General features: G+C 42.1%; 21 protein-coding genes. 12 read left to right on the plus strand and 9 right to left on the minus strand.

What is annotated here, in order from left to right; all coding sequences use genetic code 11:
* The 3 genes from ACM0OT_RS22880 to ACM0OT_RS22890 all read left to right on the plus strand — a co-directional run.
* Window positions 1-762, plus strand: a 762-nt coding sequence (locus ACM0OT_RS22880) for an ABC transporter ATP-binding protein (protein ID WP_414566675.1), incomplete at its 5' end; no start/stop codon positions are given.
* Window positions 763-1,279: 517 nt separating this feature from the next.
* Window positions 1,280-1,426 carry a hypothetical protein gene (locus tag ACM0OT_RS22885; protein ID WP_414566676.1) on the plus strand — a complete coding sequence of 49 codons (147 nt, stop codon included), beginning with the start codon at window positions 1,280-1,282 and terminating at the stop codon, window positions 1,424-1,426.
* Between the two features lie 29 nt (window positions 1,427-1,455).
* Complete coding sequence (locus ACM0OT_RS22890) at window positions 1,456-3,810, plus strand: arylsulfatase (protein WP_414566677.1); 2,355 nt, start codon at window positions 1,456-1,458, stop codon at window positions 3,808-3,810.
* A gap of 385 nt (window positions 3,811-4,195) precedes the next feature.
* Here ACM0OT_RS22890 and ACM0OT_RS22895 read toward each other — a convergent pair whose 3' ends face one another.
* Together ACM0OT_RS22895 and ACM0OT_RS22900 are read right to left on the minus strand one after the other, a co-directional pair.
* Window positions 4,196-4,870 (minus strand): response regulator transcription factor, encoded by a 675-nt coding sequence (locus ACM0OT_RS22895; protein WP_414566678.1) that lies wholly within the window; start codon window positions 4,868-4,870, stop codon window positions 4,196-4,198.
* 188 nt (window positions 4,871-5,058) lie between these two features.
* Window positions 5,059-5,346 (minus strand): Mo-dependent nitrogenase C-terminal domain-containing protein, encoded by a 288-nt coding sequence (locus ACM0OT_RS22900; RefSeq protein ID WP_414545948.1) that lies wholly within the window; start codon window positions 5,344-5,346, stop codon window positions 5,059-5,061.
* Between the two features lie 285 nt (window positions 5,347-5,631).
* Here ACM0OT_RS22900 and ACM0OT_RS22905 point away from each other — a divergent pair, with 285 nt between their 5' ends.
* Window positions 5,632-6,246 carry a class I SAM-dependent methyltransferase gene (locus tag ACM0OT_RS22905; RefSeq protein ID WP_414566679.1) on the plus strand — a complete coding sequence of 205 codons (615 nt, stop codon included), beginning with the start codon at window positions 5,632-5,634 and terminating at the stop codon, window positions 6,244-6,246.
* Between the two features lie 783 nt (window positions 6,247-7,029).
* On the plus strand, window positions 7,030-8,352 hold the full coding sequence (locus ACM0OT_RS22910) for an alkaline phosphatase PhoX (RefSeq protein ID WP_414566680.1): 1,323 nt from the start codon (window positions 7,030-7,032) through the stop codon (window positions 8,350-8,352).
* Window positions 8,353-8,429: 77 nt separating this feature from the next.
* Here the strand turns inward: ACM0OT_RS22910 and ACM0OT_RS22915 are convergent, their stop codons facing one another.
* The 6 genes from ACM0OT_RS22915 to ACM0OT_RS22940 all read right to left on the minus strand — a co-directional run bounded on the left by ACM0OT_RS22915 (window position 8,430) and on the right by ACM0OT_RS22940 (window position 14,019).
* On the minus strand, window positions 8,430-8,570 hold the full coding sequence (locus ACM0OT_RS22915) for a hypothetical protein (protein ID WP_414566681.1): 141 nt from the start codon (window positions 8,568-8,570) through the stop codon (window positions 8,430-8,432).
* A gap of 11 nt (window positions 8,571-8,581) precedes the next feature.
* Window positions 8,582-9,310, minus strand: coding sequence for an HAD family hydrolase (locus ACM0OT_RS22920; protein ID WP_414566702.1), 729 nt, complete (start codon window positions 9,308-9,310; stop codon window positions 8,582-8,584).
* A gap of 106 nt (window positions 9,311-9,416) precedes the next feature.
* Complete coding sequence (locus tag ACM0OT_RS22925; RefSeq protein WP_414566682.1) at window positions 9,417-10,595, minus strand: 30S ribosomal protein S1; 1,179 nt, start codon at window positions 10,593-10,595, stop codon at window positions 9,417-9,419.
* Between the two features lie 311 nt (window positions 10,596-10,906).
* On the minus strand, window positions 10,907-11,011 hold the full coding sequence (locus ACM0OT_RS22930; RefSeq protein WP_414543776.1) for a photosystem II reaction center protein T: 105 nt from the start codon (window positions 11,009-11,011) through the stop codon (window positions 10,907-10,909).
* A 126-nt stretch (window positions 11,012-11,137) separates the two neighbouring features.
* Entirely contained in the window at window positions 11,138-12,667 is a 1,530-nt protein-coding gene (gene psbB / locus ACM0OT_RS22935; protein ID WP_414566683.1) for a photosystem II chlorophyll-binding protein CP47, read from the minus strand.
* A 992-nt stretch (window positions 12,668-13,659) separates the two neighbouring features.
* Complete coding sequence (locus tag ACM0OT_RS22940; protein ID WP_414566684.1) at window positions 13,660-14,019, minus strand: hypothetical protein; 360 nt, start codon at window positions 14,017-14,019, stop codon at window positions 13,660-13,662.
* Window positions 14,020-14,505: 486 nt separating this feature from the next.
* Here ACM0OT_RS22940 and ACM0OT_RS22945 point away from each other — a divergent pair, with 486 nt between their 5' ends.
* The 6 genes from ACM0OT_RS22945 to ACM0OT_RS22970 all read left to right on the plus strand — a co-directional run bounded on the left by ACM0OT_RS22945 (window position 14,506) and on the right by ACM0OT_RS22970 (window position 21,560).
* Entirely contained in the window at window positions 14,506-16,146 is a 1,641-nt protein-coding gene (locus ACM0OT_RS22945; RefSeq protein ID WP_414566685.1) for an ABC transporter substrate-binding protein, read from the plus strand.
* 52 nt (window positions 16,147-16,198) lie between these two features.
* Window positions 16,199-17,224: an ABC transporter permease gene (locus ACM0OT_RS22950; RefSeq protein ID WP_414566686.1), complete on the plus strand. Its 1,026-nt coding sequence runs from the start codon at window positions 16,199-16,201 to the stop codon at window positions 17,222-17,224.
* A gap of 204 nt (window positions 17,225-17,428) precedes the next feature.
* The gene (gene egtC, locus ACM0OT_RS22955) at window positions 17,429-18,217 is read left to right on the plus strand and encodes an ergothioneine biosynthesis protein EgtC (RefSeq protein WP_414566687.1); all 789 of its coding nucleotides are present in this window, start codon (window positions 17,429-17,431) and stop codon (window positions 18,215-18,217) included.
* Entirely contained in the window at window positions 18,192-19,436 is a 1,245-nt protein-coding gene (locus ACM0OT_RS22960; protein ID WP_414566688.1) for an ergothioneine biosynthesis protein EgtB, read from the plus strand. The genes egtC and ACM0OT_RS22960 overlap by 26 nt, the downstream gene beginning before the upstream one ends.
* A 197-nt stretch (window positions 19,437-19,633) precedes the next feature.
* Window positions 19,634-20,668: an L-histidine N(alpha)-methyltransferase gene (gene egtD / locus ACM0OT_RS22965; protein WP_414566689.1), complete on the plus strand. Its 1,035-nt coding sequence runs from the start codon at window positions 19,634-19,636 to the stop codon at window positions 20,666-20,668.
* Between the two features lie 166 nt (window positions 20,669-20,834).
* Window positions 20,835-21,560 (plus strand): hypothetical protein, encoded by a 726-nt coding sequence (locus ACM0OT_RS22970; protein WP_414566690.1) that lies wholly within the window; start codon window positions 20,835-20,837, stop codon window positions 21,558-21,560.
* A 50-nt stretch (window positions 21,561-21,610) separates the two neighbouring features.
* Here the strand turns inward: ACM0OT_RS22970 and ACM0OT_RS22975 are convergent, their stop codons facing one another.
* Window positions 21,611-22,750, minus strand: coding sequence for a quinone-dependent dihydroorotate dehydrogenase (locus ACM0OT_RS22975; protein ID WP_414566691.1), 1,140 nt, complete (start codon window positions 22,748-22,750; stop codon window positions 21,611-21,613).
* Between the two features lie 101 nt (window positions 22,751-22,851).
* On the opposite strand from ACM0OT_RS22975, the gene ACM0OT_RS22980 reads away from it, so the two are divergent.
* Complete coding sequence (locus tag ACM0OT_RS22980) at window positions 22,852-25,746, plus strand: GAF domain-containing protein (protein WP_414566703.1); 2,895 nt, start codon at window positions 22,852-22,854, stop codon at window positions 25,744-25,746.
* The last annotated feature ends 184 nt before the right edge of the window (window positions 25,747-25,930 follow it).

Raw genomic sequence — 25,930 nt, forward strand, 5'->3', positions numbered from 1 at the left:
GATGTGGGAATGCTTTGTGCTTATACTTTGGTGAGTTTGGGGCGATATCCTTATACTGACTGGTGGGGAAATTTAACGCCTGAAGATGAAGCGATCGTACTTTGGGCGATAAAATCTGTAGGTGCAGAGCATCTGGCTTCACGTCAAGTTAGTGAGTTGAGTGATGGTGAACGTCAAAAAATTATGATTGCGCGTGCTTTAGCGCAGTCACCTATTGTGATGTTACTTGATGAACCAACGGCATTTTTGGATTTACCGCGACGGGTGGAAATTATGCAGTTATTACGTCAGTTAGCGCAGGAAACTCATCAAGCGATTCTGCTTTCTACTCATGATTTGGATTTGGCTTTGCGTTTGGCTGACCAAGTTTGGCTATTAACGTCTGATGGTATTCTAAATGTTGGCGCTCCGGAAGATTTAGTTTTATCTGGTGCTTTTGCTGATACTTTCCGGAGTGAGGGGGTGGAGTTTGATGTTGCTTCTGGGGAGTTTCAGCTGAATATACCCTCTAAAGAAGAAGTAATAGTTATAGGTGAGGGTCTTGCGGCTTTGTGGACTACTCGTGCTTTACAAAGGGTGGGGTTTAGTGTGAGACAATTTGAGAATTCGTCTTTTCTCGCAGATGCTACGTCAATACAAATCCTAGTGGAGGTTATGTCAAGTTCCCAGAATATATTGTGGCGACTTATACAACCTGAAATTGTGCGTAGTTATGACTCATTATATAAACTGATTAAATTTTTAGATTTTTCACCTCATTAAGAAAGTTAGACATAACAAGGTTTTGGTGATGGGTATCTGTCGCATTCTTTTTTCATGGTATTAGCTAGTGAAGTGGGGTATGAAAAGAAAATCATTGGATGTTACTAAGGAGCTAATGACAACGATTCTAGCCCATCCACTGCACCCAATCGGGAGCAGCTGCAATCAATTGAGCAAAACCCTCTGGCCAAACTTCTTCAAATTCCAGTATTACCCCCCAACGCTGATCACTGGTTAGAGTACTGAGTATTTCTTTAACTACTTTTACACAATTATTTAGAACTGCTTTGGGTCGCAGCCTTTTACTCTAGCTCGTATCTGATATCTCTGCAAGTTCCTAATGCTAGTTTTTATAAACGTAAAAATATTGCTAGATTAGTTGCTCAAGAACTCCCTAACTTTGTATTAGAGTTTTGACCTGCATCTATTCTAAACAGTAACATCATCGCATTAGTCTGATATTTATATTTATGCAAAAAATAGGTTACTCCAAAGCTTATTCCGATCAGTAGATGAATTGAAATCTTTACTAGAACTTAAACAAATTCAAAGCGATCGCTATAGCTACGAAAACTCTCACAGTGCGGAAATTATTGGAGTGGCTTTACTCATAATTGGCTTAGTGAGTTTTATTGGTTTAGTCATTAAATCCTTGAATTTTTAGGCTTTGTATATTTTCAGGAGTTTAGATTTATGTCTCTGCGTGAATACAAACCCGGTAATGCTTTTCCTGGTGTCATAGGACGGACAGTTGATAAGTCTAGTCCGGCTTGGCCAGAACCTTTACGAGCCAAAGAAGACACACCAAACGTGCTATTTATCGTTTTTGATGATACAGGATTCGGACAATTTGGGTGCTACGGAAGTCCCATCAAAACACCTAACTTGGACGCATTAGCCGCCAATGGCTTGCGCTACAACAATCTACACACGACGGCGTTGTGTTCACCCACCCGTTCTTGCCTTTTAACTGGGCGCAATCACCATTCCAACGCCATGTCCTGTATTACAGAATGTTCTATCGGTTTTCCAGGTAGTAATGGCAATATTCCCTTTGAGAATGGGTTTCTTTCAGAGATATTACTACAGAAGGGGTATAACACCTATGCGATCGGGAAATGGCATCTAACCCCTTCAGATCAACTTTCTGCTGCTGGCCCTTATGATCGCTGGCCTCTCGGTCGCGGTTTTGAACGTTTTTATGGTTTTCTAGGAGGAGAAACCCACCAGTATTATCCAGATTTAGTTTATGATAACCACACCGTTAAGCCAGAAAATACCCCCGCTGAAGGCTACCATTTGACCGAAGATTTGGCAGACAAGGCAATTAGCTTTATCGCTGATGCTAAACAAGTTGCCCCAAATAAACCCTTTTTCATGTATTTCTGTCCTGGTGCGATGCACGCCCCTCATCATGTGCCAAAACAATGGGCTGATGCCTACGCCGGACAGTTTGATGATGGTTGGGAAGCTTACAGAAAAAAGGTTTTTGCGCGTCAGCAGGAAATGGGGATTGTCCCCGCAGATGCCGAACTCTCACGTCACGATCCCGATGTTCCGCACTGGGATACTCTCTCAGCCGCGGAAAAACGGCTTTATGCCCGGATGATGGAAGTCTTTGCCGGCTTTTTAACCCATACGGACTACCATATCGGTCGTTTACTCGACTTCCTCAAATCTATCGACGAGTTCGATAATACTTTGATTATGGTCATCTCGGACAATGGGGCAAGTTCTGAAGGTGGACCCACTGGTTCAGTGAATGAGAACCTGTTTTTTAACAATGTGCCAGAATCCCTAGAGGAAAATCTCAAGGCACTGGATAAGCTAGGCAGCCCAGAAACCTTCAATCATTATGCTTGGGGCTGGACTTGGGCAGGGAATACGCCTTTCCGTCGTTGGAAACGGGAAACCTATCGCGGTGGAATCAGCGACCCCTTGATTGTCCATTGGACTCAAGGCATGGAGGCAAAAGGCGAAATTCGTACTCAGTATGCCCATGCTATTGACTTAGTGCCAACGGTACTTGACTTACTAGAAATTGAACCACCGACAACGATTAAAGGTGTCACTCAATCACCCCTTGAAGGTGTCAGTTTCGCCCATACTTTTAATCATGCTGACGCACCCACCAAGCATCTTACCCAATATTTCGAGATGATGGGACATCGCTCTCTTTACTATGATGGCTGGCGGGCGGTTTGTCCTTGGCCTGGTACTTCATTTACAGAAGCAGGTAAGTTTTTTGGTGAGCCAATTTCGGCCCAAACGTTGACAGATTTGGATACTCATCATTGGGAACTGTATCATGTGGCTGAGGATTTTGCGGAAAATTATGATATCGCTGCTGATAACCGCCCTAAGCTGATTGAGATGATTGCCGCTTGGTATGTAGAGGCGGGAAAATACAATGTGTTGCCTGTGGATGGCAGGGGCGTGCAACGATTGGCAGAAGAACGTCCTCAAATTGCTGTTAATCGTAGCCGCTATGTCTACTATCCCGACACTCAGGCAATCCCCGCTAATAGTGCCGTCAAAGTGCTAAATCGTTCCCACAGTATTACTGCTGATGTGGAAGTTCCTACAGGTGGTGCAGAAGGAGTATTACTTGCACATGGGGGTAATGATAGTGGGTACTCCTTCTATGTTAAAGATGGCAAACTGCACTGGGTTCATAACTATGTAGCGCGATCGCTATATCATGTCGAGTCTAGGTTGTCAGTCCCGGAAGGTCGTCACCAATTGCGTTTTGAGTTTAAAGTCACGGGTCAGCCAGATTTAGCAAAGGGGAAAGGAACGCCCGGTCGCGCCCAACTTTATATTGATGAGAAATTGGTCGGGCAAATTGATGTGCCAGTGACTACTCCCTTAGCACTAGGTCTGAGCAGTGGTGTCACCTGTGGGATTGCTCCTGGTGCGCCCATAACACCCGATTATGAACCGCCTTTCAAGTTTACGGGCAAGATTCATAGTGTGATAGTGGATGTTAGTGGAGATTTGATTCAAGACACAGAAGCCGAGATGCGTACCATTATGGCACGACAGTAGATGTTTAAGCCAGGAAGTAATTCTCCTCAAAAGGCTACACCCCCATCAACCAATTGCACACCACAGACTTACATCACCCGTTTACCATCCTCAAGCGATCGGCGTGACTCAGTGTAACAGTGATAAGATATCGGGCATGGGCGCAAGAGTAGTTTTTGAGTTTTCGTTGTGAGAGACAATAACTCTACTACGAAACGCCCAACCTCTTCATCCTCTTATTGCGGTGTAATTCCATTGCGGTAAGAATTTATCAAATAAATGAGTTTTTCCTGAGATCAGCATAACCCCCAAATGCTTACATACTCAGCTTGTTTGGGGGTAGAACAATTAGCTTAACCTGGGGATTAAGAATCCCTGACCAAAGTGTAGCGGATTTAGAGATAATTCACTCACGTAAGACATAGCCGACACCACGCACAGTTTGAATTAGGCGCTTTTCGTTATTGGTTTCGAGTTTCAGGCGCAAGTAGCGGACGTAAACTTCGATAATGTTGGAATCACCCATGAAGTCATAACCCCAGACTTCCTCTAAAATGCGATCGCGTGTAATGACTTGTCGCGGATGGGTGAGTAAATATTCTAGTAAGTCAAATTCTTTAGCCGTTAACTCAATTAACCTCTGGGCCCGAAAGACTTCTCGTGTGCGCCGATGTAAACTCAAGTCTTCAAATACTAAAATATCTGCGGCGTCGGCTTCTTTCGTTCTTCGCAGGTGGGCGCGGACTCTGGCTAATAATTCTTCAATACTGAAGGGTTTAACTACATAATCATCAGCACCAGCGTCTAAACCAGCGACGCGATCGCTTACTTCATCTTTAGCCGTTAATAAAATTACAGGTACTTTATCGCCAGTACTTCGCAGACGGCGGCAAATCTCTAAGCCTGATAAACCAGGCAGCATCCAATCTAAAATGACTAAATCTAGATGTAACTCTCTGGCTGCGGTGAGTGCAGTTAGTCCATCGTAGGCGACACTGACTTGATAGCCTTCATAACTCAATTCTAATTCTATCAATCGCGCCAGTTTGACTTCATCTTCAACCAGCAAGATGTGCGTCATAGATGATGTTAAGGATTTCAGCAGGGTAAGTTAAGCAACAACACAGACTGATAACACTTTAGAGATGTACTGAGGCTAATAAATAGTCAGACATCTAATTAGGTTGACTTAGCTTAGTATAGATTGGCGTAAGTAACAACCGTAAGTCTGTAATTACCGATGGCTGCTGATTAAATCACCATCCAACTTTAGCAATAGGCTGTGACATCTTCACCGCATTCATCAGCGAGATAACAAAGCGCACGAAAACGCAGACTTACCAATTGCTCATAGAGGGGATTTAATTTACACATGGCTGGAATGTGAAATAACTGATGACCAAACATTGTCACGTCTCGTTCAAAGGGACATTGGGCAGGTATCGCTCTGCATAATAAATGCGCTAGTTTGGCGTTATGAATTTCCATGTTGTCCAAATACTCACGAACTGGGTATAGGAGGTCATTATGTAACCAGATACGAGTTAAGCTTGTCATGATTTTTCCCCTTCATTGTTGAATTGATTAAGTTTATTCACTGGAACCTTTACAAATACATACACTTGGTAATTTGATTTTATGCAGTGTTGTTTTGTTCCTTGATTCTCCACATACATATTCAGGAACACATTTAACTACAAATGTCAGCCTTGACATTCCAGACGTTAATGGTAAGCCAGAGAACAGGCTTGAAGGTCTTAGATATCCAGGTTTTATGATCAAGTTATGGCTTAAGCTACCCAGCAACTACTACATCACCTAGATCACAAGGTAGGTATATTCATGACTCATAACTTTATCAGTGGCAAAAAGCTACTTTTTGACTATTGGGCACCCAGCTACGATTGGCTGTTTCCTTCAGTGATTTATCGGGCTATTCACAAGCGGTTGCTAGAATACGTCGATTTACCAGAGCAAGCCAATGTACTTGATATGGGCTGTGGTACTGGCCGCCTGCTTGAGCGATTGGCAACTGAATTTCCCGATTTGCAGGGGACTGGATTGGATTTATCTTCTAATATGTTGCAGATGGCAAGACTGAATAATCGCCATCATCCACGTTTTATTTATATCGAGGGCAAAGCTGAGTCTCTACCGTTTAGTGCAGGCCAGTTTGATGCTGTCTTTAGTACTATTAGTTTTTTACACTATTTAGAACCGCAACAGGTGTTAGGTGAAGTAGCGCGGGTTCTTGCTCCTGGTGGACGCTTTTATTTAGTTGACATTACCACTAAAAAAGAAACAACACCCCAAGTATTACCCATTTCTCCACGTGGTATTAGACTCTACAGCCCTAAGCAACGTGAACTTTTCGGCTCTGCGGCTGGATTATCGTGTTTAAGCCACCACTATTTACTAGGGTCTGTATTGCTAACAATTTTCGTTAATCCATCCTGAGACTGATGATAAACTTGAGTTTATAAGGTAAGCGAGAAGCCCAAAATCTCCCATGCTTCTCGCTGTCAGATGTATTAGCAGCAACTATTTTAACTATTATCACATAATTTTATTTTCAGGTTTTTGATTTTTCAATATGTGTTAATCAGCCTCTAAGAGTGATAATTATAATAGGAGCTTTTTGATATTTAATTTCAAAAATTCTTGCAGAAATAAAATACCATAAAATGGTATCTATTTTTTTGGTACATCATATTTACTTTTTTCCAGCAATTATAATTTCTGCCTTGATTGCCTGAAATAAATAACCAGTTAACTGTTCTTAACTAATTGTGTTCACTATCATCATGCCAATAGTGGATGAGTCCAAATAAATTAGTGATTTTCCATGCTTGCCGAAATTATTATGAGCCTTAAGTACCATCCAACTCTTGTGGTCAAGGCAATCTGCGGTTATATAAGCGCTGAAATCAGGCAAATATAATAAACATAAACAAACAATATATTTTGAAATCATGACAAGTTAGGCTGGAATAGTATCAGCACCTTACATCGTGTTTAAACTAATTAAAACTGGTTTTTATTTATTATTAAAATTTTCATTAAAATTAATGTTTCAAATGTTTTGTACCAGATAATTACCATAAAATTGCTTTTTTCTTGGGGAAAGTTTTTTAATATTTAGCTTTCAATAATAACTAAAAGTTAATTAAAACATTACCTAAACTTAATCTAAGTTACCTAGTCTTTATTTCAGTGTTTATCTGTGACTGAAACATTCGCATGACATTTTCCAGACGTAAGTTTTTTGCATTAGCAGGTACTACCGCTGCTGGTACTTTGATGGCATCTCCTTTGGAAGCTCTTCTGGCGAGAAAAGCTTTTGGGCAAAGAATTGGTAGAGGATATGGCCCACTTTTGCCCGATCCCAATGGCTTGTTAGAATTACCAGAAGGATTTAAGTATAGAATTTTAGCTCGTACAGGCGATTTAATGAGTGATGGCAATCCAGTGCCTGGCGCTCATGATGGTATGGGAGCTTTTCAAGGGCCTGGAAACACAACAATTGTGGTTTGTAACCACGAACTAAGTAATAATTCTGGTACACAAGTACAAGTGCCAAATCGCTACGATGCTATTTGTAGAGGTGGTACTACAACCTTAATTGTAGGGCCCAATCGTAAACTCATCAAACAGTTTGCCTCTATCGGTGGTACCATTCGTAACTGTGCAGGTGGTGAAACTCCTTGGGGTTCATGGATTACCTGTGAAGAGGATGTAACTATACCATCTGCAAGTAATGGAGTCACAAAGTTACACGGTTATAACTTTGAAGTTCCAGCTGATGCTACCGAGCCTGTAGATCCAGTTCCTCTAATTGATATGGGGCGGTTTAATCATGAAGCTGTAGCCGTAGACCCTGCAACGGGATATGTTTATCAAACTGAAGATAGAGGAGATAGCCTTTTCTATCGTTTTATTCCCAATGTGCCTGGTCAGTTAGCCGAAGGTGGCAAACTCCAAGCTATGGTGATCTTAGGGAAACCTTTTGCCGTCGAAACTTATAATCGGACTACAGGTGCAAGTAGTGGCCAGTTCGCAGTGGGACAAAAATGGTCTGTAGATTGGGTAGATATTCCTAACCCCAATCCAACAACTACAGATAATGTACGCGTGCAAGGTCGCAATTTGGGTGCAGCGCGGTTTGCCCGTGGAGAAGGCATCTGGTATGGCAACGGTGAATTTTACTTCTGTGCTACTAGCGGTGGACCTGTAAGCCGTGGTCAAGTCTGGCGATACATTCCTGGAGACGAGACAATTGATTTGTTTGTCGAATCTCAATCTATAAACGATCTCGACATGCCCGACAATATTTGTGTAGCACCTACTGGCGATCTCATTCTCTGTGAGGATGGTTCTGGTGAACAGTTCTTAAGAGGTGTGTCTTCCAACGGAGAACTTTATAATTTTGGACGTAATGCCCTAAATACTAGCGAACTCTGTGGAGCTTGCTTCTCACCTGATGGTCGGACTATGTTCGTCAATATCCAAAGCCCTGGTATTATTTTTGCAATTTGGGGCCCTTGGAATAGTAAAAGAGGCTAGAATCTTTCTCTAACTATTCTCACAATAAGACAAGCGATCGCCTTTTACTAGTTTCAAGCCAGGCGATCGCTATACGTTTAACACCGACTTAGTGGTGGTAGCATTTCTAAAACAATTATTTGCAAATCGGGAAACGCCAAAGGTGAAATAGTCGCATCTTCACCCAAAACTACTTTACTTTGATAGCTTTCCTGAGACGGTTCCCGAAAGACATACAATTGACGGCTAACTATAAAACTTGAATCGCATCCAGTTGATTAATCACCACATCCGCACCTTGGACGTGATCTAATTTACCCACCCATGTAATCCCAATACAACCTGCTGCTTGAGCATTACGGGCCATTTGCATATCACCAACAGCGTCTCCCACCATTAATGTAGCGCTCGGTTCTACTCCCAGAGCTTGACAAGCTTGTAAAAAGAGTATTGGGTCTGGTTTACTGGGGCCATCATCCACTCCCTTTTGGATCTGGATGTAATCGCTTAACTGGTATCGGGCGACAAATTCACGAACTTCGGCTGAACTGGCTGCGGAAATAATACCAAGTTTTAATCCTGCGGCTGACAAAGACTGTAACACCTCCAAGCTACCTGGAAATAATGGTGCTGTAGTTGTACCCAGATATTTTTCCGCTTCATCCAAAGATTGACGAGCGATTTTTAAAGACTCAAACCATCCTCTACCAGTTTCTGCAATATATGCGGCTGCGGCGATTTCGGTTTCACGGCGACTGGCTACGGATATTAAACCGGCAGGATCTAGGCGATCGCCATCGATACCAAAGGCCATTAATAGTGGTTCCCCAATTCCGGGTACTTGCGCGTCTATCATTCGTGCTGCTTTTTGTCCAAGCGATCGCAAATACACTTCTGAATTTTCTAAGGTTCCATTTTTATCAAAAAAAATTGCTTGGATATTGGGAAAGCTGATATCTTTACATTTAATATTTACCAAAAGTTTCCACCCCACATAACTTATTTGCCATAAAAAAAGAGGGGTTTTCCCTCTTTAATCAATACTTTAATGCTCTTATTCGTAAACCAGTAAAACTAACTTTGGATTACTCTTCAACAACAACAGGAATTTCTTCTTCAGTCTCAGCGACAGCCGATATTTCTTCTGTTGCTTCAGTTGTAGCTTCTTCAGTCTCAGCGACAGCCGATATTTCTTCTGTTGCTTCAGTTGTAGCTTCTTCAGTCTCAGCGACAGCCGATACCTCTTCTGTCGCTTCAGTTGTAGCTTCTTCTGTTGCTTCAGTTGTAGCTTCTTCTGTTGCAGCGACAGCTTCCTCAGCGCCTACAACTTCTTCAGCGTCCGCAGGCGCAACAGTCAGACCTTGCTGCTTGGCTAGCATTTGTTCACGATACTTAGCTGCCATTTCTTCAGCTTTATCGTAGACCAAATCCCGGTTCTTAATCATATCACCGGGTTCGGGTTCCAATTGCTTGGTAGATAAGGAAATCCGACCCCTTTCTGCATCCAAGTCAATGATCATGACTTTAACTTCATCATTGACATTGAACACACTGTGAGGTGTATCAATATGCTCGTGAGAAATTTCGGAAATGTGCAACAGTCCACTGACGCCGCCAATATCAATAAATGCACCGTATGGCTTGATACCGCGAACTGTACCAATTACTACTTCGCCTACTTCCAGACGGTTCATCTTCCGTTCAACCAACGCTCGACGGTGAGATAGAACTAAGCGGTTACGTTCTTCGTCTACTTCTAAGAATTTTAATGGCAGTTCTTCGCCTACCAATTCTTCCTTGGGTTTGCGAGTGCTGATGTGAGAACCGGGTATAAAGCCGCGTAGCCCTTCAATGCGTACCAATGCACCACCGCGGTTAGTAGCAAACACACCGGAACGAACAGTAGCATCTTCTGCTTGTAACTGCCTTACACGTTCCCAAGCGCGCATGTATTCAATGCGACGAATGGAAAGAGTCAGCTGACCATCCTCGTTTTCATCAGTGAGGATGAAAAATTCTCTAGTTTCGTTGGATTGTAAAACTTCTTCCGGGGCATCAACCCGGTTTATAGACATTTCTTGTATAGGTATGTAGGCTGCTGTTTTAGCACCTATGTCAATCAGAGCGCCGCGCGGCTCTATACTGAAAACTGTACCTGGTACAATGTCGCCAGGGCTGAAGTGATAATCGTACTTGTCAAGTAGAGCAGCGAAATCTTCGTGAGTGAATCCAATTTCTGTAGCGGTTAAGTTCTGATTGACCATGCTGATTTGTTCCTGGTTCTAGTCTCCGTAAAGGTTGTGGCATAGGCGTGATGTATATGCGAGGCACTAGGCGGCAGGCAGTTACACCTACATCTTTTTTATCCTAGCGCAGAAAAGCTAGCACTAACACATATTAACTTCCAGATAGAAAATTATATCATAAATCATTAGTCATTAGTCATTAGTCATTGAAACATTTTTTCCACCTTGTTTCCTGTTCTTTCATAAACATAGATATCCGCTACTACCACTATTGGTAACAGCGGATAAACCATGATATTTGCTCTTAAAACTTTAATAAGAGCAGCCTATTAATCATCTTTCTTTTCGATACGGGGGGGTTCGCGGAATGCGATCGCAAAGAAAAGAACTCCTATTGCCAAGGTCAAAATCAAGATGTATGCAACGCTTTCCATATTAAAAGCTCCTGCCTATCCAGCAAGTAATGATAGTTTATCAATTCTAAGAGATTGAGGATTAGGTATGGGGGATGAGGAAGACTCTTTCTCAATCCCCAGCACCTAGTCCCCAGTCCCCAAAAATTAGAGGGCTTCCTTCCGGCGGGTTGTTTTATCACCCACTTTCTGGAATAGACCCCACTCAACTTGCTCTTCTAGATCGGCATCAACACCAGCAAATACGTCTCGGTAGATTGTCCGAGAACCATGCCAGAGATGACCAAAGAAGAATAAGAGAGCAAATACAGCGTGTCCAAAGGTAAACCAACCTCTAGGACTGGTGCGGAATACACCATCAGAGTTTAAGGTTTCGCGGTCAAATTCAAAGATTTCACCACCTTGAGCTTTACGGGCATATTTCTTCACATCGGCTGGATCTGTAAAGGTTTGACCATTGAGATCACCACCATAGAAGCTGACGGTGACACCAGTTTGTTCAAAACTATACTTAGATTCTGCCCGACGGAAAGGAATGTCAGCACGGATAACTCCATCAGCATCGGTCAAGATAACTGGGAAGGTTTCAAAGAAGTTGGGAAGACGACGCACGGTCAATTCCCGGCCTTCAGCATCTTGGAATACTGCGTGACCTTGCCAAGATTGAGCAATACCATCGCCCTTGACCATTGGCCCTGTACGGAATAGACCACCTTTGGCGGGGCTATTACCGACATAATCGTAGAAAGCCAGTTTTTCAGGAATTTGTGCCCAGGCTTCTGAAAGGGTTGCACCTTCAGCAAGACTAGTTTGTACGCGACGCTCAATTTCCTGAGTGAAGTAGCCTTGATCCCACTGATAACGAGTAGGGCCAAACAATTCAATCGGGGTGGTAGCGTTACCGTACCACATAGTTCCAGCAACCACGAAAGCTGCAAAGAACACCGCAGCGATACTGCTAGAAAGTACGGTTTCAATGTTCCCCATCCGCAGAGCTTTGTATAGCCTTTCGGGGGGTCTAACTGTGAGGTGGAATAAACCAGCAATAATGCCTACAACGCCTGCGGCGATGTGGTGAGCGACAACGCCACCAGGGTTAAAGGGGTTAAATCCGGCTGGCCCCCATTCTGGTGCTACTGCTTGGATGCTACCAGTTACTCCATAGGCGTCAGAAACCCACATTCCCGGGCCAAATAGTCCGGTGAGGTGAAAAGCACCAAAGCCAAAACAAAGTAGACCAGATAAGAACAAGTGAATGCCAAACATTTTTGGCAAGTCTAAAGCAGGTTCGCCGGTGCGAGGATCTCTAAAGAGTTCCAAGTCCCAGTAAACCCAGTGCCAAACAGCAGCTAGGAACAATAGACCAGAAAGAACGATGTGAGCAGCAGCAACACCTTCAAATGACCAGAAACCAGGGTCGGTTGCTGGGCCACCAGTAACGCTCCAACCACCCCACGATTGGGTAACACCTAAACGTGACATGAAGGGTAGCACGAACATTCCTTGACGCCACATCGGATTAAGAACCGGATCACTGGGGTCATAAATAGCTAGTTCGTACAATGCCATCGAACCAGCCCAGCCTGCTACCAAGGCTGTGTGCATCAAGTGTACAGAAATCAACCGTCCTGGATCATTCAGAACGACTGTGTGTACTCGGTACCAGGGTAGTCCCATCGACTACGCTCCTCCTCGATGAGTATGTTTACAAAGCAATTTTCTTACCGAGGTTCTGATGGGCGTAAGTTGCCATTCAGTGAACTCTCTGAGTTTTTTTTATTGCCGGGATTTTCAGTTAAACCACAACTTAGTCTTGATGAATTAGACTGTGTGGCTAGTTTGACAATACCGTGGGACGCTGAGTAGCTTAGACCTACCGAGTAGCGATCGCCTAACTGTCTCTGGGTTCTTGGGGAACCTGGCAAACGCCTGTAAGACGTTTAGACGTTAGGGAATATCACCCTTGAGGAACAAACTGTTGGGCGTCTACGCAATTGCCAAGCAAAAATGAGAATGTTTTAAAAAGTGTAACTATTGATGGACTTGTTTGCAAGCGTGTAAATAGATGCGATCGCACTGTATGTCAGTATCATCTGACTCCAAATTGCTGTCACAATTTAATTTGCTTATCTCTCAGTTTACCTAAAAAGTGTCATGAGAATGGAGGAAACAAAAAGCAAAATTCGGGTGGTGATACTTGAATCCCCGCTTTGACTTGCTTGTTTATAACTTATTTATACTTAAATGCTATGTTTTTTATATGACACTGAGCCTGCGATGGTCTGTTCAACAATCATGAGGTAACAATCATGAGGTATGGCAATAAAGAATTAACAGTTTATAGACAGGACGTACCCAAAATCATGAAAAGACAAACCGCAAAGGACATAAATAAGAGGTTCAGAGAGTTATTGTGTAAGTTTTCAGAGAATAAAAGCAACGAAAAATTAGGTTTTCCGGGTTTATCGGGTCAAAATTTTCTAATTTTCAATAATATAGATGAACGCAGATAAATTTATATTGGGGCATACAGTTTAAATATAGTATCTATATCAACATCAACGCTCCCACTGTTTAAAATGGGAGCATCAATTTGACTTACTTAATTTGAGAAAAATCAGCTATCAATAAGTAAGTTTTCTGCAAAATGCCGTAGATATTTCCCTGATCTAGGATGCACTATTTTTGATGTCACGGACAGTTTCTTTGGCACCTTCTACATAGCCTGAACCAAATTCTTTTAGAGCTTCTCCTGACTCTTGTCCAATCTTCTGGAGTCTTTCAATAGGAGCATCTTCGGTCTGACGGGCTTCTTTCTCCCATTGTCCGAGAGTTTTTGGTCTTTGAGCATCATTTTGTTGGATCTGCTCGCGGACATTCTCTCTTAATGCTTGATTATTTTGTCTAGCATCGACACTTGTTGTTAGCACAAGAAAACCAACTAATACAACAGCAAATAAATTTTTTACTTGCAGTTTTTTCAGAAATGAACTGATTTGAGTAATTGTGCTGGAAATCGAATTTAACATGTTAATGCTCCATAGGTACATTATTTACGTTTTTGCCATTTCGGCATATATTTGACTTTATCCAAAATGGTAAAAGCCCAATAAATTAGATTATCCCTAAGGGATAAATTAGAAATGAAAGATAATTGATTATTTACCTACCTTTCAGCTAGTTAAATGAATTAACTACAAAACAATAATAATTAATAAAACAAAATCGTTCTTCTAACAAAAGGTATATATTGGCAAGAAAATTTATACGTCGTAAGTTAACTTAATAATTTTGGTATTTAATACAACTTATTGCAGCCAAGCAAAATTTTTTGGTGTTTTGACTTGATTACTGAGATATTTTGCAGCTTTATCTGGTAGTTCGCCTTAGCTCCCAACCTCTGTGCTCTTTCGAGCCATGAAGACGCGCTGTATATTACAAAAAGTTAAGTAGCCTGGCCGCATATTCTAGTATGAGTATCATTACTGACCGCTAATTTCAAAAATCTGAATGCTATGACCTGGATTTCCTTGACTGCGAGGCGATGGGGTAGGATAACACAATTCTTATCTTTATTTTGTCTGTGTTTACTTTTGGTTGTAAGTTGCGCGCCTCGTCAGCAAACAACTAATTCATCATCTGGTGCGGGTGATGGGCGAATTACTGTAGGTACAACACTGAAACCGAGAACCCTCGATCCGGCTGATACTTATGAGTTGGCATCGTTGAGTTTGGTGTTTAATATGAGCGATCGCCTGTACACTTATGAACCAGGTAACACGGAAATTCAACCCCAATTGGCCACAGCATTACCTCAGGTGAGTGCTGATGGTTTAACCTACACGATTCCTTTACGTCAGGGAGTGGTATTTCACGATGGAACTCCCTTCAACGCCAAAGCAATGGAGTTTAGCATCCAGCGATTTATTGAAAATAAAGGCAAACCCTCTTTCTTGCTGTCAGACACAATAGCATCCGTCAAAGCTACAGGTGAAAATGAGTTAATAATTCAATTAAAACAGCCATTTGCCGCATTTCCTGCATTATTGGCATTTTCTGGGGCTTGTGCAGTTTCGCCAACAGCTTACGAAATTGGTGCTGGTAAATTCCAGCCTAATACCTTTGTGGGAACTGGCCCTTACAAGTTAGCGCAATATGGTACAGATTCCCTACGATTAGATGTATTTGACAAATATTGGGGAGAAAAACCAGCTAATCAAGGCGTTAACGTCCAAATTCAGACGAGTCCAGTGAATTTGTTTAATGCTTTCCGCACAGGCGCAGTAGATGTAGCGTATCTGACTTTACAACCAGATCAAATTCGTAGCTTAGAACAAGGTGCTGCAAAAGGAGATTGGCAAACGATTACAGCTCAGGGTAGTGTAGTCAGTTATATGGTGTTGAATCGGAATCAAAAGCCTTTAGATCAACCAGAAGTTAGAGCTGCGATCGCAGCGATGATTGATCGGCCACTCTTAAATGAGCGAGTGATGCTTGGTCAAGCTGATCCACTCTACAGCATGATTCCCACGACATTTAAAGTTTCCCAGCCATTGTTTCAAGAAAAATATGGTGATGCTAACTTTGAGCAAGCCAAAAAATTATTAACTAGCGCTGGTTTCTCCAAAGAAAATCCTGCTAAAGTGCAAATTTGGTATCCTTCTAGTTCAGCTAATCGCAGCTTGGCCGCACAAACACTGAAATCTCTTGCCGATCAACAAATGGATGGCATATTGCAAATAGAAACCAGTACAGTCGAAAGTGCCACCTTCTTTAAAGATATTTCTAGGGGTATATATCCAGTAGCTTTAGTTGATTGGTATCCCGACTTTTTAGACCCTGATAATTATGTACAGCCATTTCTGTCTTGTCAAAAAGGTTCAACTGCTAATGGCTGTGAAGATGGCGGTAGTAGAACACAGGGTTCCTTTTACTATAGTGATGCTGTAAACAAACTAATTGTCCAACAGCGTCAAGAACAAAACCCCCAAGCACGTCAACAGATTTTTACAAAAATCCAAACACAAGTAGCTACCGATGTACCGTATATTCCCCTGTGGCAAACCAAAGACTATATTTTTGCTCAAACAGGTGTAAATAATGTCAAACTTGACCCCACTCAAAATCTAGTTTACAGACTGATTCAAAAATCATAAATTCATATCCCCCGAATAGACATCGGGGGTTTAATTACGAATTACTTAAAATATGTCTCGCTCTAAAGCTTTACAATATTACATTCTCTCTCGGTTGCTATTGGCTCCATTGCAACTTTTGACTATCATTACCATCGTATTTTTATTACTGAGAGCCACACCAGGAGATCCAGCAGATGCGATTCTCGGTGGACGTGCGCCAGAATCAGCGAAAGAGGAATTACGCCAACAACTAGGTTTAAATCTGCCTCTCTGGCTACAGTATTTGAATTACATGGGAAACTTACTGCGCTTTGATTTGGGTACTTCTTTAACCAGTCGGGGACAGCATGTATGGGACATAATTGGACAGTATTTCCCGGCGACAGTAGAGTTAGCAGTGTCGAGTATGGCCATTGCACTCATGGTTGGTATTGTAGCTGGCACTCTTTCGGCTTCTCGTCCGGGGACAATTTTTGATATTGGGGGGCGGTTGTTTGGTATCATTACATACGCACTTCCCATGTTTTGGGCAGGAATGCTTTTACAATTAATTTTCTCGGTACAACTAGGTTGGTTTCCCAATTCCAACCGTTTTCCGCCCAATTTACCTGCGCCTACTCCTATTACGGGATTATATATAATAGATAGCTTGCTTACGGGCAACTTCAGCCAGTTGTTGACATCATTGCACCATTTAGCCCTTCCTAGTCTGACTCTGGGAATTTTGCTTAGTGGGATTTTTGAGCGTATTGTCCGCGTCAATTTAAAGCAAACTCTCAAAGCCGATTATGTAGAAGCCGCTAGAGCCAGAGGTATTACTGAAAATAAAATTTTAGTCTCCCATGCCTTGAAAAATGCCCTAATTCCCGTAATTACGGTTTTAGGTTTAACGTTTGCGTCTCTGTTGGGTGGAGCAATTTTAACAGAGGTGACATTTTCTTGGCCTGGGTTAGCGAATCGACTTTATCAAGCAATTTCCGATCGCGATTATCCCACGGTACAGGGAGTACTCGTATTTTTTGGGGCGATAGTGGTCGCAGCAAGCATTTTAATTGATATTTTAAATGCTTATGTTGATCCGCGTATCCGTTATTAAAGCATGGGTAAATCCTTCTCTGCAAGACGCTACGCGGTAAGCGTAGCTATGCCCGTCAGAGCTTTACGGCGAAGTCAAAATTAAATGTAAAATAAGGTTTCGTTCGTAGTGAGCGATTTATCGCTCTGTTTCCAGGTTTTAAAGGGCTAGAGCCGCTGACTACAAACTTTCAATAAGTCTTGCTAATTATGTAATTTTTTATACATGTGTCGTTTACTCGCTTATATAGGTTTACCTGTTTCATTAGAAAAAATATTGTATAAACCTGAACATTCTTTAATAGTTCAGAGTTACCAACCACGCGAAATGACTTCTGGGGTTGTCAATGCCGATGGCTTTGGAGTGGGTTGGTATCATCATCAAAAAGAGGCTGAACCTTTTACATATAAAAACACGTTACCTATTTGGAATGATGTAAATTTACCTAGTCTGAGCCGTTATGTAGAATCTAAGTGTTTACTGGCTTATGTTCGCAGTGCTACAGAAGGACAAGCTTTAGATTTTGCTAATTGTCAGCCGTTTAGTTATCAACAACAGCTATTCATTCACAATGGATTTATTGAAAATTTTCGCAAAACATTACACCGCAAAATCCGGAGTATCTTAACTAACGATTTTTACGAAAAAATTAATGGTAATACTGATTCGGAACACATTTTCGCTTTGCTACTTTCCCAGGCTCAAATTAATAAACATCGACCTCCAGAATATGCTTTACGTAATACATTAGTAACTTTATTAGAAATGGCAAAACGCCATACAATCAAAGTTTCAGCCAACATTGTTTTTAGCGATGGAAATCGTTTGATTGCTTCTCGCTTTGCCTCTAATTCACCTGCGCCATCGCTTTATTGGCTCAGAGATGATTTAAATTTTCCTCAATCTGTAATTATTGCCTCTGAACCGTTATTTACTGGTAATTGGATTACTTTTCCAGAAAATAGCATTATCAGTGTGGGAGAAGACTGTGATATCCAAGTTAACCAAATTTAGTGTCAAAGAATCTATTACTTGTGCTTTACATGAGTGTCGCCATAAAACTCTGAAGTTGTTTGAGGGGATGGACGACTCGACATTTCGTAGTCAGCCTCATCCTGATTTTAGTCCCGTTGGCTGGCATTTAGGGCACATTGCTTATATTGAGTCTTTGTGGTTACTAGAACATAGTGCGGGTTTACCTTGTTTGTTTCCCCAATATCGTCAGCTATTGGCGGCTGATGGATTGCCGAAATCAGAACGTGTGCAATTACCTAATTTAGAGGAAATTCTCTATTATCTGGACACGGTAAGAAGCAAAGTTTTAGAACATTTGGAAGTAGTTGATATTGAGCGCGAAGAACGTTTGTGGCGCTTTTTGATTCAGCATGAAAGCCAACATAGTGAAATTATTAGCTTTGTGTGGGAACTGTTGAAAAGGGAAGAGGGGGCACTGGGGAGAGAAGTCAATAATGTCCCTTCTTACAGTAATATTACGGAAATGATTAAAATCCCGGCTGGGGAGTTTGAGCAGGGGCAAGATTCTATAGATGCTCTGGATAATGAGCGACCTGCACATAAAGTATATTTGAACACTTATTATCTTGACCGTTACCCAGTGACTTGTGGGCAGTATCGGTTATTTATGGCAGCGGGAGGCTATGAAAATGATCGCTGGTGGTCAGAGGCTGGGTGGCAATGGCGACAAACTGAGCAGATAATACAACCACTTTACTGGTGTGGCGATCGCACTGCGGATAATCACCCGGTTTATGGTGTGAGTTGGTATGAAGCCGAAGCATACTCGCGGTTTGTGGGAAAAAGACTACCAACAGAAGCCGAGTGGGAAAAAGCCGCTAGTTGGGATGCTCAAGCTAATTGTCGCCGCATCTATCCGTGGGGGAATGAATTACCTACATCGGAAAATTGTAACTGCGATCGCCTCATTGGTCAGACTACACCAGTAGATGCCTATCCAAAAGGACAAAGTGCCTATGGCCTATACGATACTCTCGGCAATGTCTGGGAATGGACGGCTTCTTGGTTTGATAATTACAAAGGTTTTCAGAGTTACCCTTACATCGGTTACTCACAAGTTTATTTTGATCAACAACATCGCGTTTTAAAAGGCGGTAGTTGGGCAACACGCCCTTGGGTACTGCGTTCTAGTTTTCGTAATTGGTATTATCCCCACATGCGCGAAATGTTCGCTGGGTTTCGCTGTGCAGCTGACTAACTAAACAATTTGCAGTTTGCAGTTCGCAATTGTGTCAACCTTTTGGTTGGGAATCAGAGAAAATATCTAATGTTAGCTTGAAAGCTTGATTAATCTGGCTCAAGCGTGATGTTATGAGCTATAGCTATGTGTTTCACTGGCTGGGGTAAAGGTTTGCCCACAAATGGAACCTATTACGCCAAACATACGGAGGTTGAATGTCAATATCTAAAATTGCTAGCCCCAAAGTTACACCGGAAAACAGCGTTGAACAGCGTTTGCAGGTACAGCATTTGGTAGCAGCAAATCGCGTAGTTGTCCCCAATACAGGCAATGATGTCATTAAGGGATTAACTCAAACACCTAAAACTATTCCTGCTTGTTACTTTTACGATGATCAGGGTTCTGAGCTATTTGAACAAATTTGTGAATTACCAGAATATTATCTGACACGCACAGAAACTGAGATTTTACAGCAGTATGCTGGTGAAATTGCCCAGATAACAGGTGCTTGTGAATTAGTCGAACTTGGTAGTGGTAGCTCGACAAAAACCCGAATCCTCTTGGATGCCTACCAGGACTTAGACTATCCCCTGCGCTATCTTCCTATTGATGTGAGTGCTGGGATATTAGAAAGTAGTGCTAGGCAGCTATTAGCTGATTATCCCTCTTTACAAGTTCATGCACTTGCAGGAACCTACGAATTAGCCTTAGCACAACTTGTACCCACCCAATTACCCAATCGGATGATTGCTTTTATTGGTAGCACTTTAGGTAATCTCCAGCCCCAAGAGTGTGATTTATTTTTGTCCCAAATTACCAATGCGCTGCAAGTGGGTGAATATTTTTTATTGGGGATAGATTTACAAAAGCCCAAAAATATCTTGGAACCAGCTTACAACGATCGCCAAGGTGTAACAGCAGCATTTAACTTGAATATGTTGGCGCATTTAAATCAACGGTTTGAGGGTAACTTTGATACCGCGCAGTTTGAACATTGGGCATTTTATAACGAAACAGCAAATCAAATCGAGATGCATTTACGCAGCTTGCGATCGCAAACTGTAGAATTAAAAGCTCTCAACGTCAATGTTAATTTTGCTCCAGGGGAAACTATCCTCACGGAAATTTCCCGCAAATTTGACCTGGAAACTATTCAACAGCAACTCACCGCACAAGGTTTAACACCGCTTCATGTGTGGACTGATCCGCAGCAGTGGTTTGGGTTATTGCTTTGTCAGTTACAAAATTAGGGAGTAGTGAGTGGTGAGTAGGAAGTAGGGAGTAGGCCCCTGCTCCCCTACCTCTTCTCTCTCCACTCCCTTTTTTCACAACTTTGCCAAACGATACAAAAAAATGGCCCACTTTTTGCCAAGATGATAGTATTATTTCCCAAAAATGCAACTGGCAAGAATCGGCATGAGTGAAAAAATAATAGACAATAACGGGAAAGCCTTTCTCGTTTTACTTTTGCCAATCTCGTTTTTGATTATTTTCCTGGTTGCCACCTGGAGAATTTTGCTGTCAATCATTGTGCTAATTATTGGTTTTAATATTTGGCAACAATATCAATGGCAACAGTGGTGTCAGCGAGTAAATCCGGTTTTCCATCAAATGATTCGGGAAACTCAAGGCAAGATTACGCCAATGGATTTGGCAATTAAGGGCAATTTTTCTGGGACAACGGCAAAACGTTATTTAGATACTAAGGCTACTGAATTTGGGGCGAGTATACAAAACTCTCAAGAGGGAGGTGAAGTTTATTACTTTATCACTTCTAGTATTCTAGGTAGCATCCTCGACAGTAGCGAACCTGTTAAAGAACTACCCGCTCAACCAGTTACTAAAACTGCGAGATCGCTTTTAGCAGCACCAGAAGCTCAGGTAGTGGAGTCGGAACCCGAAACTGAAGTTACACCACCAGAAAATCATCAACAAGTCACGCGATCGCTTGAACAGCAATTAGTTTTTGGTTCTCTGATTCAATCAGAATTGGCCAAGCGACTAAATGTTTATTCCAGCACAGTCTACAAACGCCGCAATGATCCAGAGTTTCCTGAGTGGAGTCGCAGCAAAGACCCCGATGGTATCGCCTGGACATACTCGGAAAAAACTAAGGAGTTTTTCCCACTAGAGGAAGATTGAAGCTGGGGAGTAGGGAGTACTGATATTTAACCAAAGTAACTTACCAGCTACTAGTTTTTAATTGTCAATTCTTTTCCTACGGCTTCGGTGATGGAATTTAACTGATGTTTTTCCATCTGTAACAGCAAACCTGCGAGAATTCGGCGTACCATCATCGGGCCTTCATAAACCCAGCCTGTATATACTTGGATTAAACTAGCACCAGCAGTGATTTTTTCCCAAGCGTCTTGGGGGGAAAATATGCCACCAACACCAATCACGGGGATTTTTCCTTGGGTTTGTTGCCAAATAAACTTAATTACTTCAGTAGAGCGATCGCGTAATGGCGCACCGCTAATTCCGCCGGCTTCTTCCTGGGGTGATTTGCCAGTTTGGGTAATTACTTGAGTTTTTAATTGATCACGGCTAATGGTGGTATTGGTGGCAATAATTCCTGCTAGTTGGTAGGTTTTGGCTAAAGCAATAATGTCAGATATGGCCTCCCATTCTAAATCAGGAGCTATCTTGACAAAAATAGGTTTTTGTGAGTTATTTTCTTGTTGTAAGACTTCTAAAATAGTACTAAGCATGGCAGCATCTTGAAGCGATCGCAACCCCGGAGTATTGGGAGAAGAGACATTAACGACAAAATAGTCGCCCAATTCTTTGAGTAAGCGAAAACTATGGAGATAATCTTCAGCTGCTGCTGCTAAGGGTGTCACCTTAGATTTACCTAAATTAATACCTATAGGAATTGACCAGCCTAGCTTTTGTTTATCTTCTGCCAAGCGTGCTGCCATTGCTGCGGCCCCACTATTATTAAAACCCATGCGGTTAAGAGCAGCTTGATCTAATGGCAAGCGAAATAAACGCGGACGGGGGTTTCCTGGTTGCGCGACAAAGGTGACGGTTCCCATTTCTGCAAAGCCGAAACCCAGACTTGACCAGATACCAGCAGCAACTCCATCTTTATCAAATCCTGCTGCTAATCCTAAAGGATTGGGGAAGTGAAGCCCAAACAAATTTTGCTCGAGGCGTGAATCATCTAGACACAAAGATTTCTGTAATCGTTGATTTACCCAACCACTAGAAGAGTTGCGGGTTTGTGATAGCCAGCTTAAACTATGAATCGTTTGCTGATGTAACCACTCTGGATCGGTTTTTACCAGATTGAACAATAGTGGACGAATTGCAGCTTGATAAATATCCATCTTTATTACCCAGAAATTTCCGCAAACACCCATAGCATTATTTAGTCATGGTGCTTTTCTGGGCATCTTATATATTACAAGTTATGTTGACAAATAATCAGATGGGGCAGCCACAAAAATCCATAGCCGCCGAACAACAGATCCTAGCCTTAGGTAGCGTCCTGCAAAGCCTCAGAGAAGAGGATGATGTTGACGTTCTGATTGAAAAGACTATTGCTTTCATCCAAGAGCAATTTGACTACAGTCTAATTTGGATTGCACTTTACGATCGCCTGAAGCATACCTTATTAGGTCAAGGCGGTGTAATACCTGATAAAGACACTAGTTTTTTACGCAAACGGGTGGTGCTAAATCCCGGTGATTTATTAGAACAAGTCGTAATTGAGCAAGGCCCTTTGGGTGTAGTGGATTTACGCAATGAAACTCGCGCCGCAGTCTGGCAAGAAGTTGGGCAAAAATTCAACATTCAAGGCACAATTTTTTGGCCAATTCGTTATAAAAACCGTTTTTTAGGGTTACTTTTACTCGGTTCTGAACGATGGGGTTATTTACTGCCAGGAGATGCCAAAGCCAGACTGACAATCGTTTTAGGCGAATTAGGGGCAGTACTTTATCAAAAACAGATAGATTTGCAGCACAAGCAAACCAAACGCCCTGATGAGCCTTTATTGCAATTACTAGAAAATGTCCGCACCCTCAATAACCTAGACCAAAGACTCAAAGCAGTAGTAGAAGCCACTCAAAAATTTGTTTCTCCCACCCGTACCAATATTTATTGGTTTGATCGACAAGGGCGCTACTTTTGGTGTCGCATGAGTAATCATCTGATCCACATGAGTCGTGATGCCAGCCATCAGCAACCAGCAGCTGGGATGACAGTGCAGGAATTGAGCGAATTTTATTATGCTTTGTCAGTCAATGAAATTGTCTGGATTGGTGATGCCCGCAGTTCCCTAAACAGTCATTTTACAGCTAAATTATTGCAACGCCTGCGGTTGCGATCGCTCTTGGCCGCTCCCATTATCTGGCAAAAAGATTTGCTGGGTTTTCTCGCAGTGGAAGGCAATGAACCCAGAATTTGGACAGAAGCAGATAAAAATTTTGTCCAAGGTGCAGCAGGGTTGATATCTTTAGTGGCTCCCATCGACAGCATGGAAAGCACCATCACACAAATTCAAAATGATAATCACCTGACTAGCCAAGTTGCCCAAGCTATTTATCATCAGCATGAATTTAACGAAACTTTACGCACCTGTGCCACAAGACTTTTAGCAAGATTGGCTGCTACCCGCTTTTTATTATTAAAATACAACCCTGATCACAATAATTATCAAATTATCTACCAAAGCCAGCCTCATAATCGCCGACCATTAACGTTGGCTCTTCATACTCTCACAGATGTAGATGGGCAGTTGCTGAAGTCTACTAAAGCTGTGATAGAGGTGGAAAAATTAGACGAAGATTTACGGTTTTTTAGCTGGCGGCCTCCTTTAGTAGAACATGGCGGGCGATCGCTTTTAGTTTGTAACTGCACTCAAGGTCATGCACCAAAGGTGCTTTTGCTCATCGTCCATGAAACTTATCGCACTTGGTCAACTCTGGAAAAAGAACTGTTGTGGGTTGTGAGTCAACAAATTGGTGTAATTGTCCGCCAATGGCAACTGCACACTGATAACGACCAGCAGCAAAAGATTTTTTCTAGTATGAAGCAATGCCTCGCAGCCACCGCACAAACCCAGAGTCAAACAACCGAGTATTTAGAACGTACTGTTATTGAAGAAATTGCCTCTGTCCTGGGCTGTCCCTTGGCGCTGATATTAACTTGGTCTGCTGGTGATAAATACGCAAAAATTATCCCTGGGGTAATTGCAGATAATCGATTTGATATTGTGATAGATGCAAAAGTTGCCATCAAGTCTGAAGCTTTGATTCAGTGGGCCCTTGCCAAAGCAGGTTACCTGATTCTCAACGTTGATGATTTACCGCCTGATACTAAAAAATGGTTGCATGGTTCAGGTATTGGTCAACTTTTAGTTATGGCATTACGTACCACTGCTGATTATCAACCTACGGCGGTTGTCGTCATCGCCGACCGTCGAGAACGTCAATGGTCACAGCAAACTATCAATCCTACAGAAATACTAATTAATCAATTAGCTTGGTCACGTCGTCAACAGCAAATCACCCAACTTTTAGAATCTACAAACCAAGAATTAAGACAACTCAATTGGTACAAACATAGTCGTTTAGAAGAAATTCAAAGAAGTACCACGCTTTTACTCAGTCAAATACAGGATTTAGGCATTCCGGCTAACGATTTAACTAAAACACGTTATCAGTTACTACTGCGGCAATTAGATCATACTACTGCTTCCATGACTGGATTGCTGAAATTAGAACAGTGGCAATTGCATAAAAGCTGGGAAGTCATGCCCATTGCCAGTTTACTCAAGCGATCGCTCGAACGTGTCGAAACTTTATTTCAGCAACACAAGCTATGGGTAGGTGTACATGGTTTAGGACAATCTACCAGTACAGATGAAGAACCAATTCATAGTTCTTCATTCCTCCAAGGCATCCAAACCTCTGGCTATCCATCCTCCATGGCCATCACTGGCGATATTGTGAAAATTGAATTAATTTTGCATGAATTGTTGGTGTTTGCCTGTCACCGTTCTCAAAGCGGAGGCCGAGTTGATATTTGGTGTCGCCGCTTAGATGAGAAATCATTAGAGTTATCAATTACAGATAATGGCGTTATTGAATCGCAACTCCTAGCAGAACTCGATCAAAATATACCCCAGGATGTTCTCGCCTTTTCTGTTTTAGACCAACCACCAGGCTTACATCTGCTGATCTGCCAAAACCTCATGCAAGAATTAGGCGGAGAATTACATATTTATCAATTACCAGATAATCGGGTAGTCAGTCGTTTACTTTTACCGTTAGCAAATGCCGACAAAAACCCCACTTCTCAAGTGAAGCCGTACGCGTAGTGTGCCGTAGGCAGGTGGGATCAAAAGAGCAATTATCTTTAATTTTTATAAAAAGATATAAAATATCTCTAAAGGAGGATGTCATAACTACTTAATTTTCTAATGAATAGCTCATGCTACTATTTGACTAACCTATGTAACTTAAAAACAAGTCAATGGCAGGATTATCAATCAATATGTTAAT

Source organism: Anabaena sp. CCY 9613, assembly GCF_963920895.1.
Classification (GTDB): domain Bacteria; phylum Cyanobacteriota; class Cyanobacteriia; order Cyanobacteriales; family Nostocaceae; genus Cyanocohniella.

Excerpts from the sequence above, each read along its gene's own strand:
- ACM0OT_RS22890 (WP_414566677.1), top strand. The coding sequence starts at position 1,456 with ATGTCTCTGCGTGAATACAAACCCGGTAATGCTTTTCCTGGTGTCATA.
- ACM0OT_RS22895 (WP_414566678.1), bottom strand. The coding sequence starts at position 4,870 with ATGACGCACATCTTGCTGGTTGAAGATGAAGTCAAACTGGCGCGATTG.
- ACM0OT_RS22900 (WP_414545948.1), bottom strand. The coding sequence starts at position 5,346 with ATGACAAGCTTAACTCGTATCTGGTTACATAATGACCTCCTATACCCA.
- ACM0OT_RS22905 (WP_414566679.1), top strand. The coding sequence starts at position 5,632 with ATGACTCATAACTTTATCAGTGGCAAAAAGCTACTTTTTGACTATTGG.
- ACM0OT_RS22910 (WP_414566680.1), top strand. The coding sequence starts at position 7,030 with ATGACATTTTCCAGACGTAAGTTTTTTGCATTAGCAGGTACTACCGCT.
- ACM0OT_RS22925 (WP_414566682.1), bottom strand. The coding sequence starts at position 10,595 with ATGGTCAATCAGAACTTAACCGCTACAGAAATTGGATTCACTCACGAA.
- ACM0OT_RS22930 (WP_414543776.1), bottom strand. The coding sequence starts at position 11,011 with ATGGAAAGCGTTGCATACATCTTGATTTTGACCTTGGCAATAGGAGTT.
- psbB (WP_414566683.1), bottom strand. The coding sequence starts at position 12,667 with ATGGGACTACCCTGGTACCGAGTACACACAGTCGTTCTGAATGATCCA.
- ACM0OT_RS22940 (WP_414566684.1), bottom strand. The coding sequence starts at position 14,019 with ATGTTAAATTCGATTTCCAGCACAATTACTCAAATCAGTTCATTTCTG.
- ACM0OT_RS22945 (WP_414566685.1), top strand. The coding sequence starts at position 14,506 with ATGACCTGGATTTCCTTGACTGCGAGGCGATGGGGTAGGATAACACAA.
- ACM0OT_RS22950 (WP_414566686.1), top strand. The coding sequence starts at position 16,199 with ATGTCTCGCTCTAAAGCTTTACAATATTACATTCTCTCTCGGTTGCTA.
- egtC (WP_414566687.1), top strand. The coding sequence starts at position 17,429 with ATGTGTCGTTTACTCGCTTATATAGGTTTACCTGTTTCATTAGAAAAA.
- egtD (WP_414566689.1), top strand. The coding sequence starts at position 19,634 with ATGTCAATATCTAAAATTGCTAGCCCCAAAGTTACACCGGAAAACAGC.
- ACM0OT_RS22970 (WP_414566690.1), top strand. The coding sequence starts at position 20,835 with ATGAGTGAAAAAATAATAGACAATAACGGGAAAGCCTTTCTCGTTTTA.
- ACM0OT_RS22975 (WP_414566691.1), bottom strand. The coding sequence starts at position 22,750 with ATGGATATTTATCAAGCTGCAATTCGTCCACTATTGTTCAATCTGGTA.
- ACM0OT_RS22980 (WP_414566703.1), top strand. The coding sequence starts at position 22,852 with ATGGGGCAGCCACAAAAATCCATAGCCGCCGAACAACAGATCCTAGCC.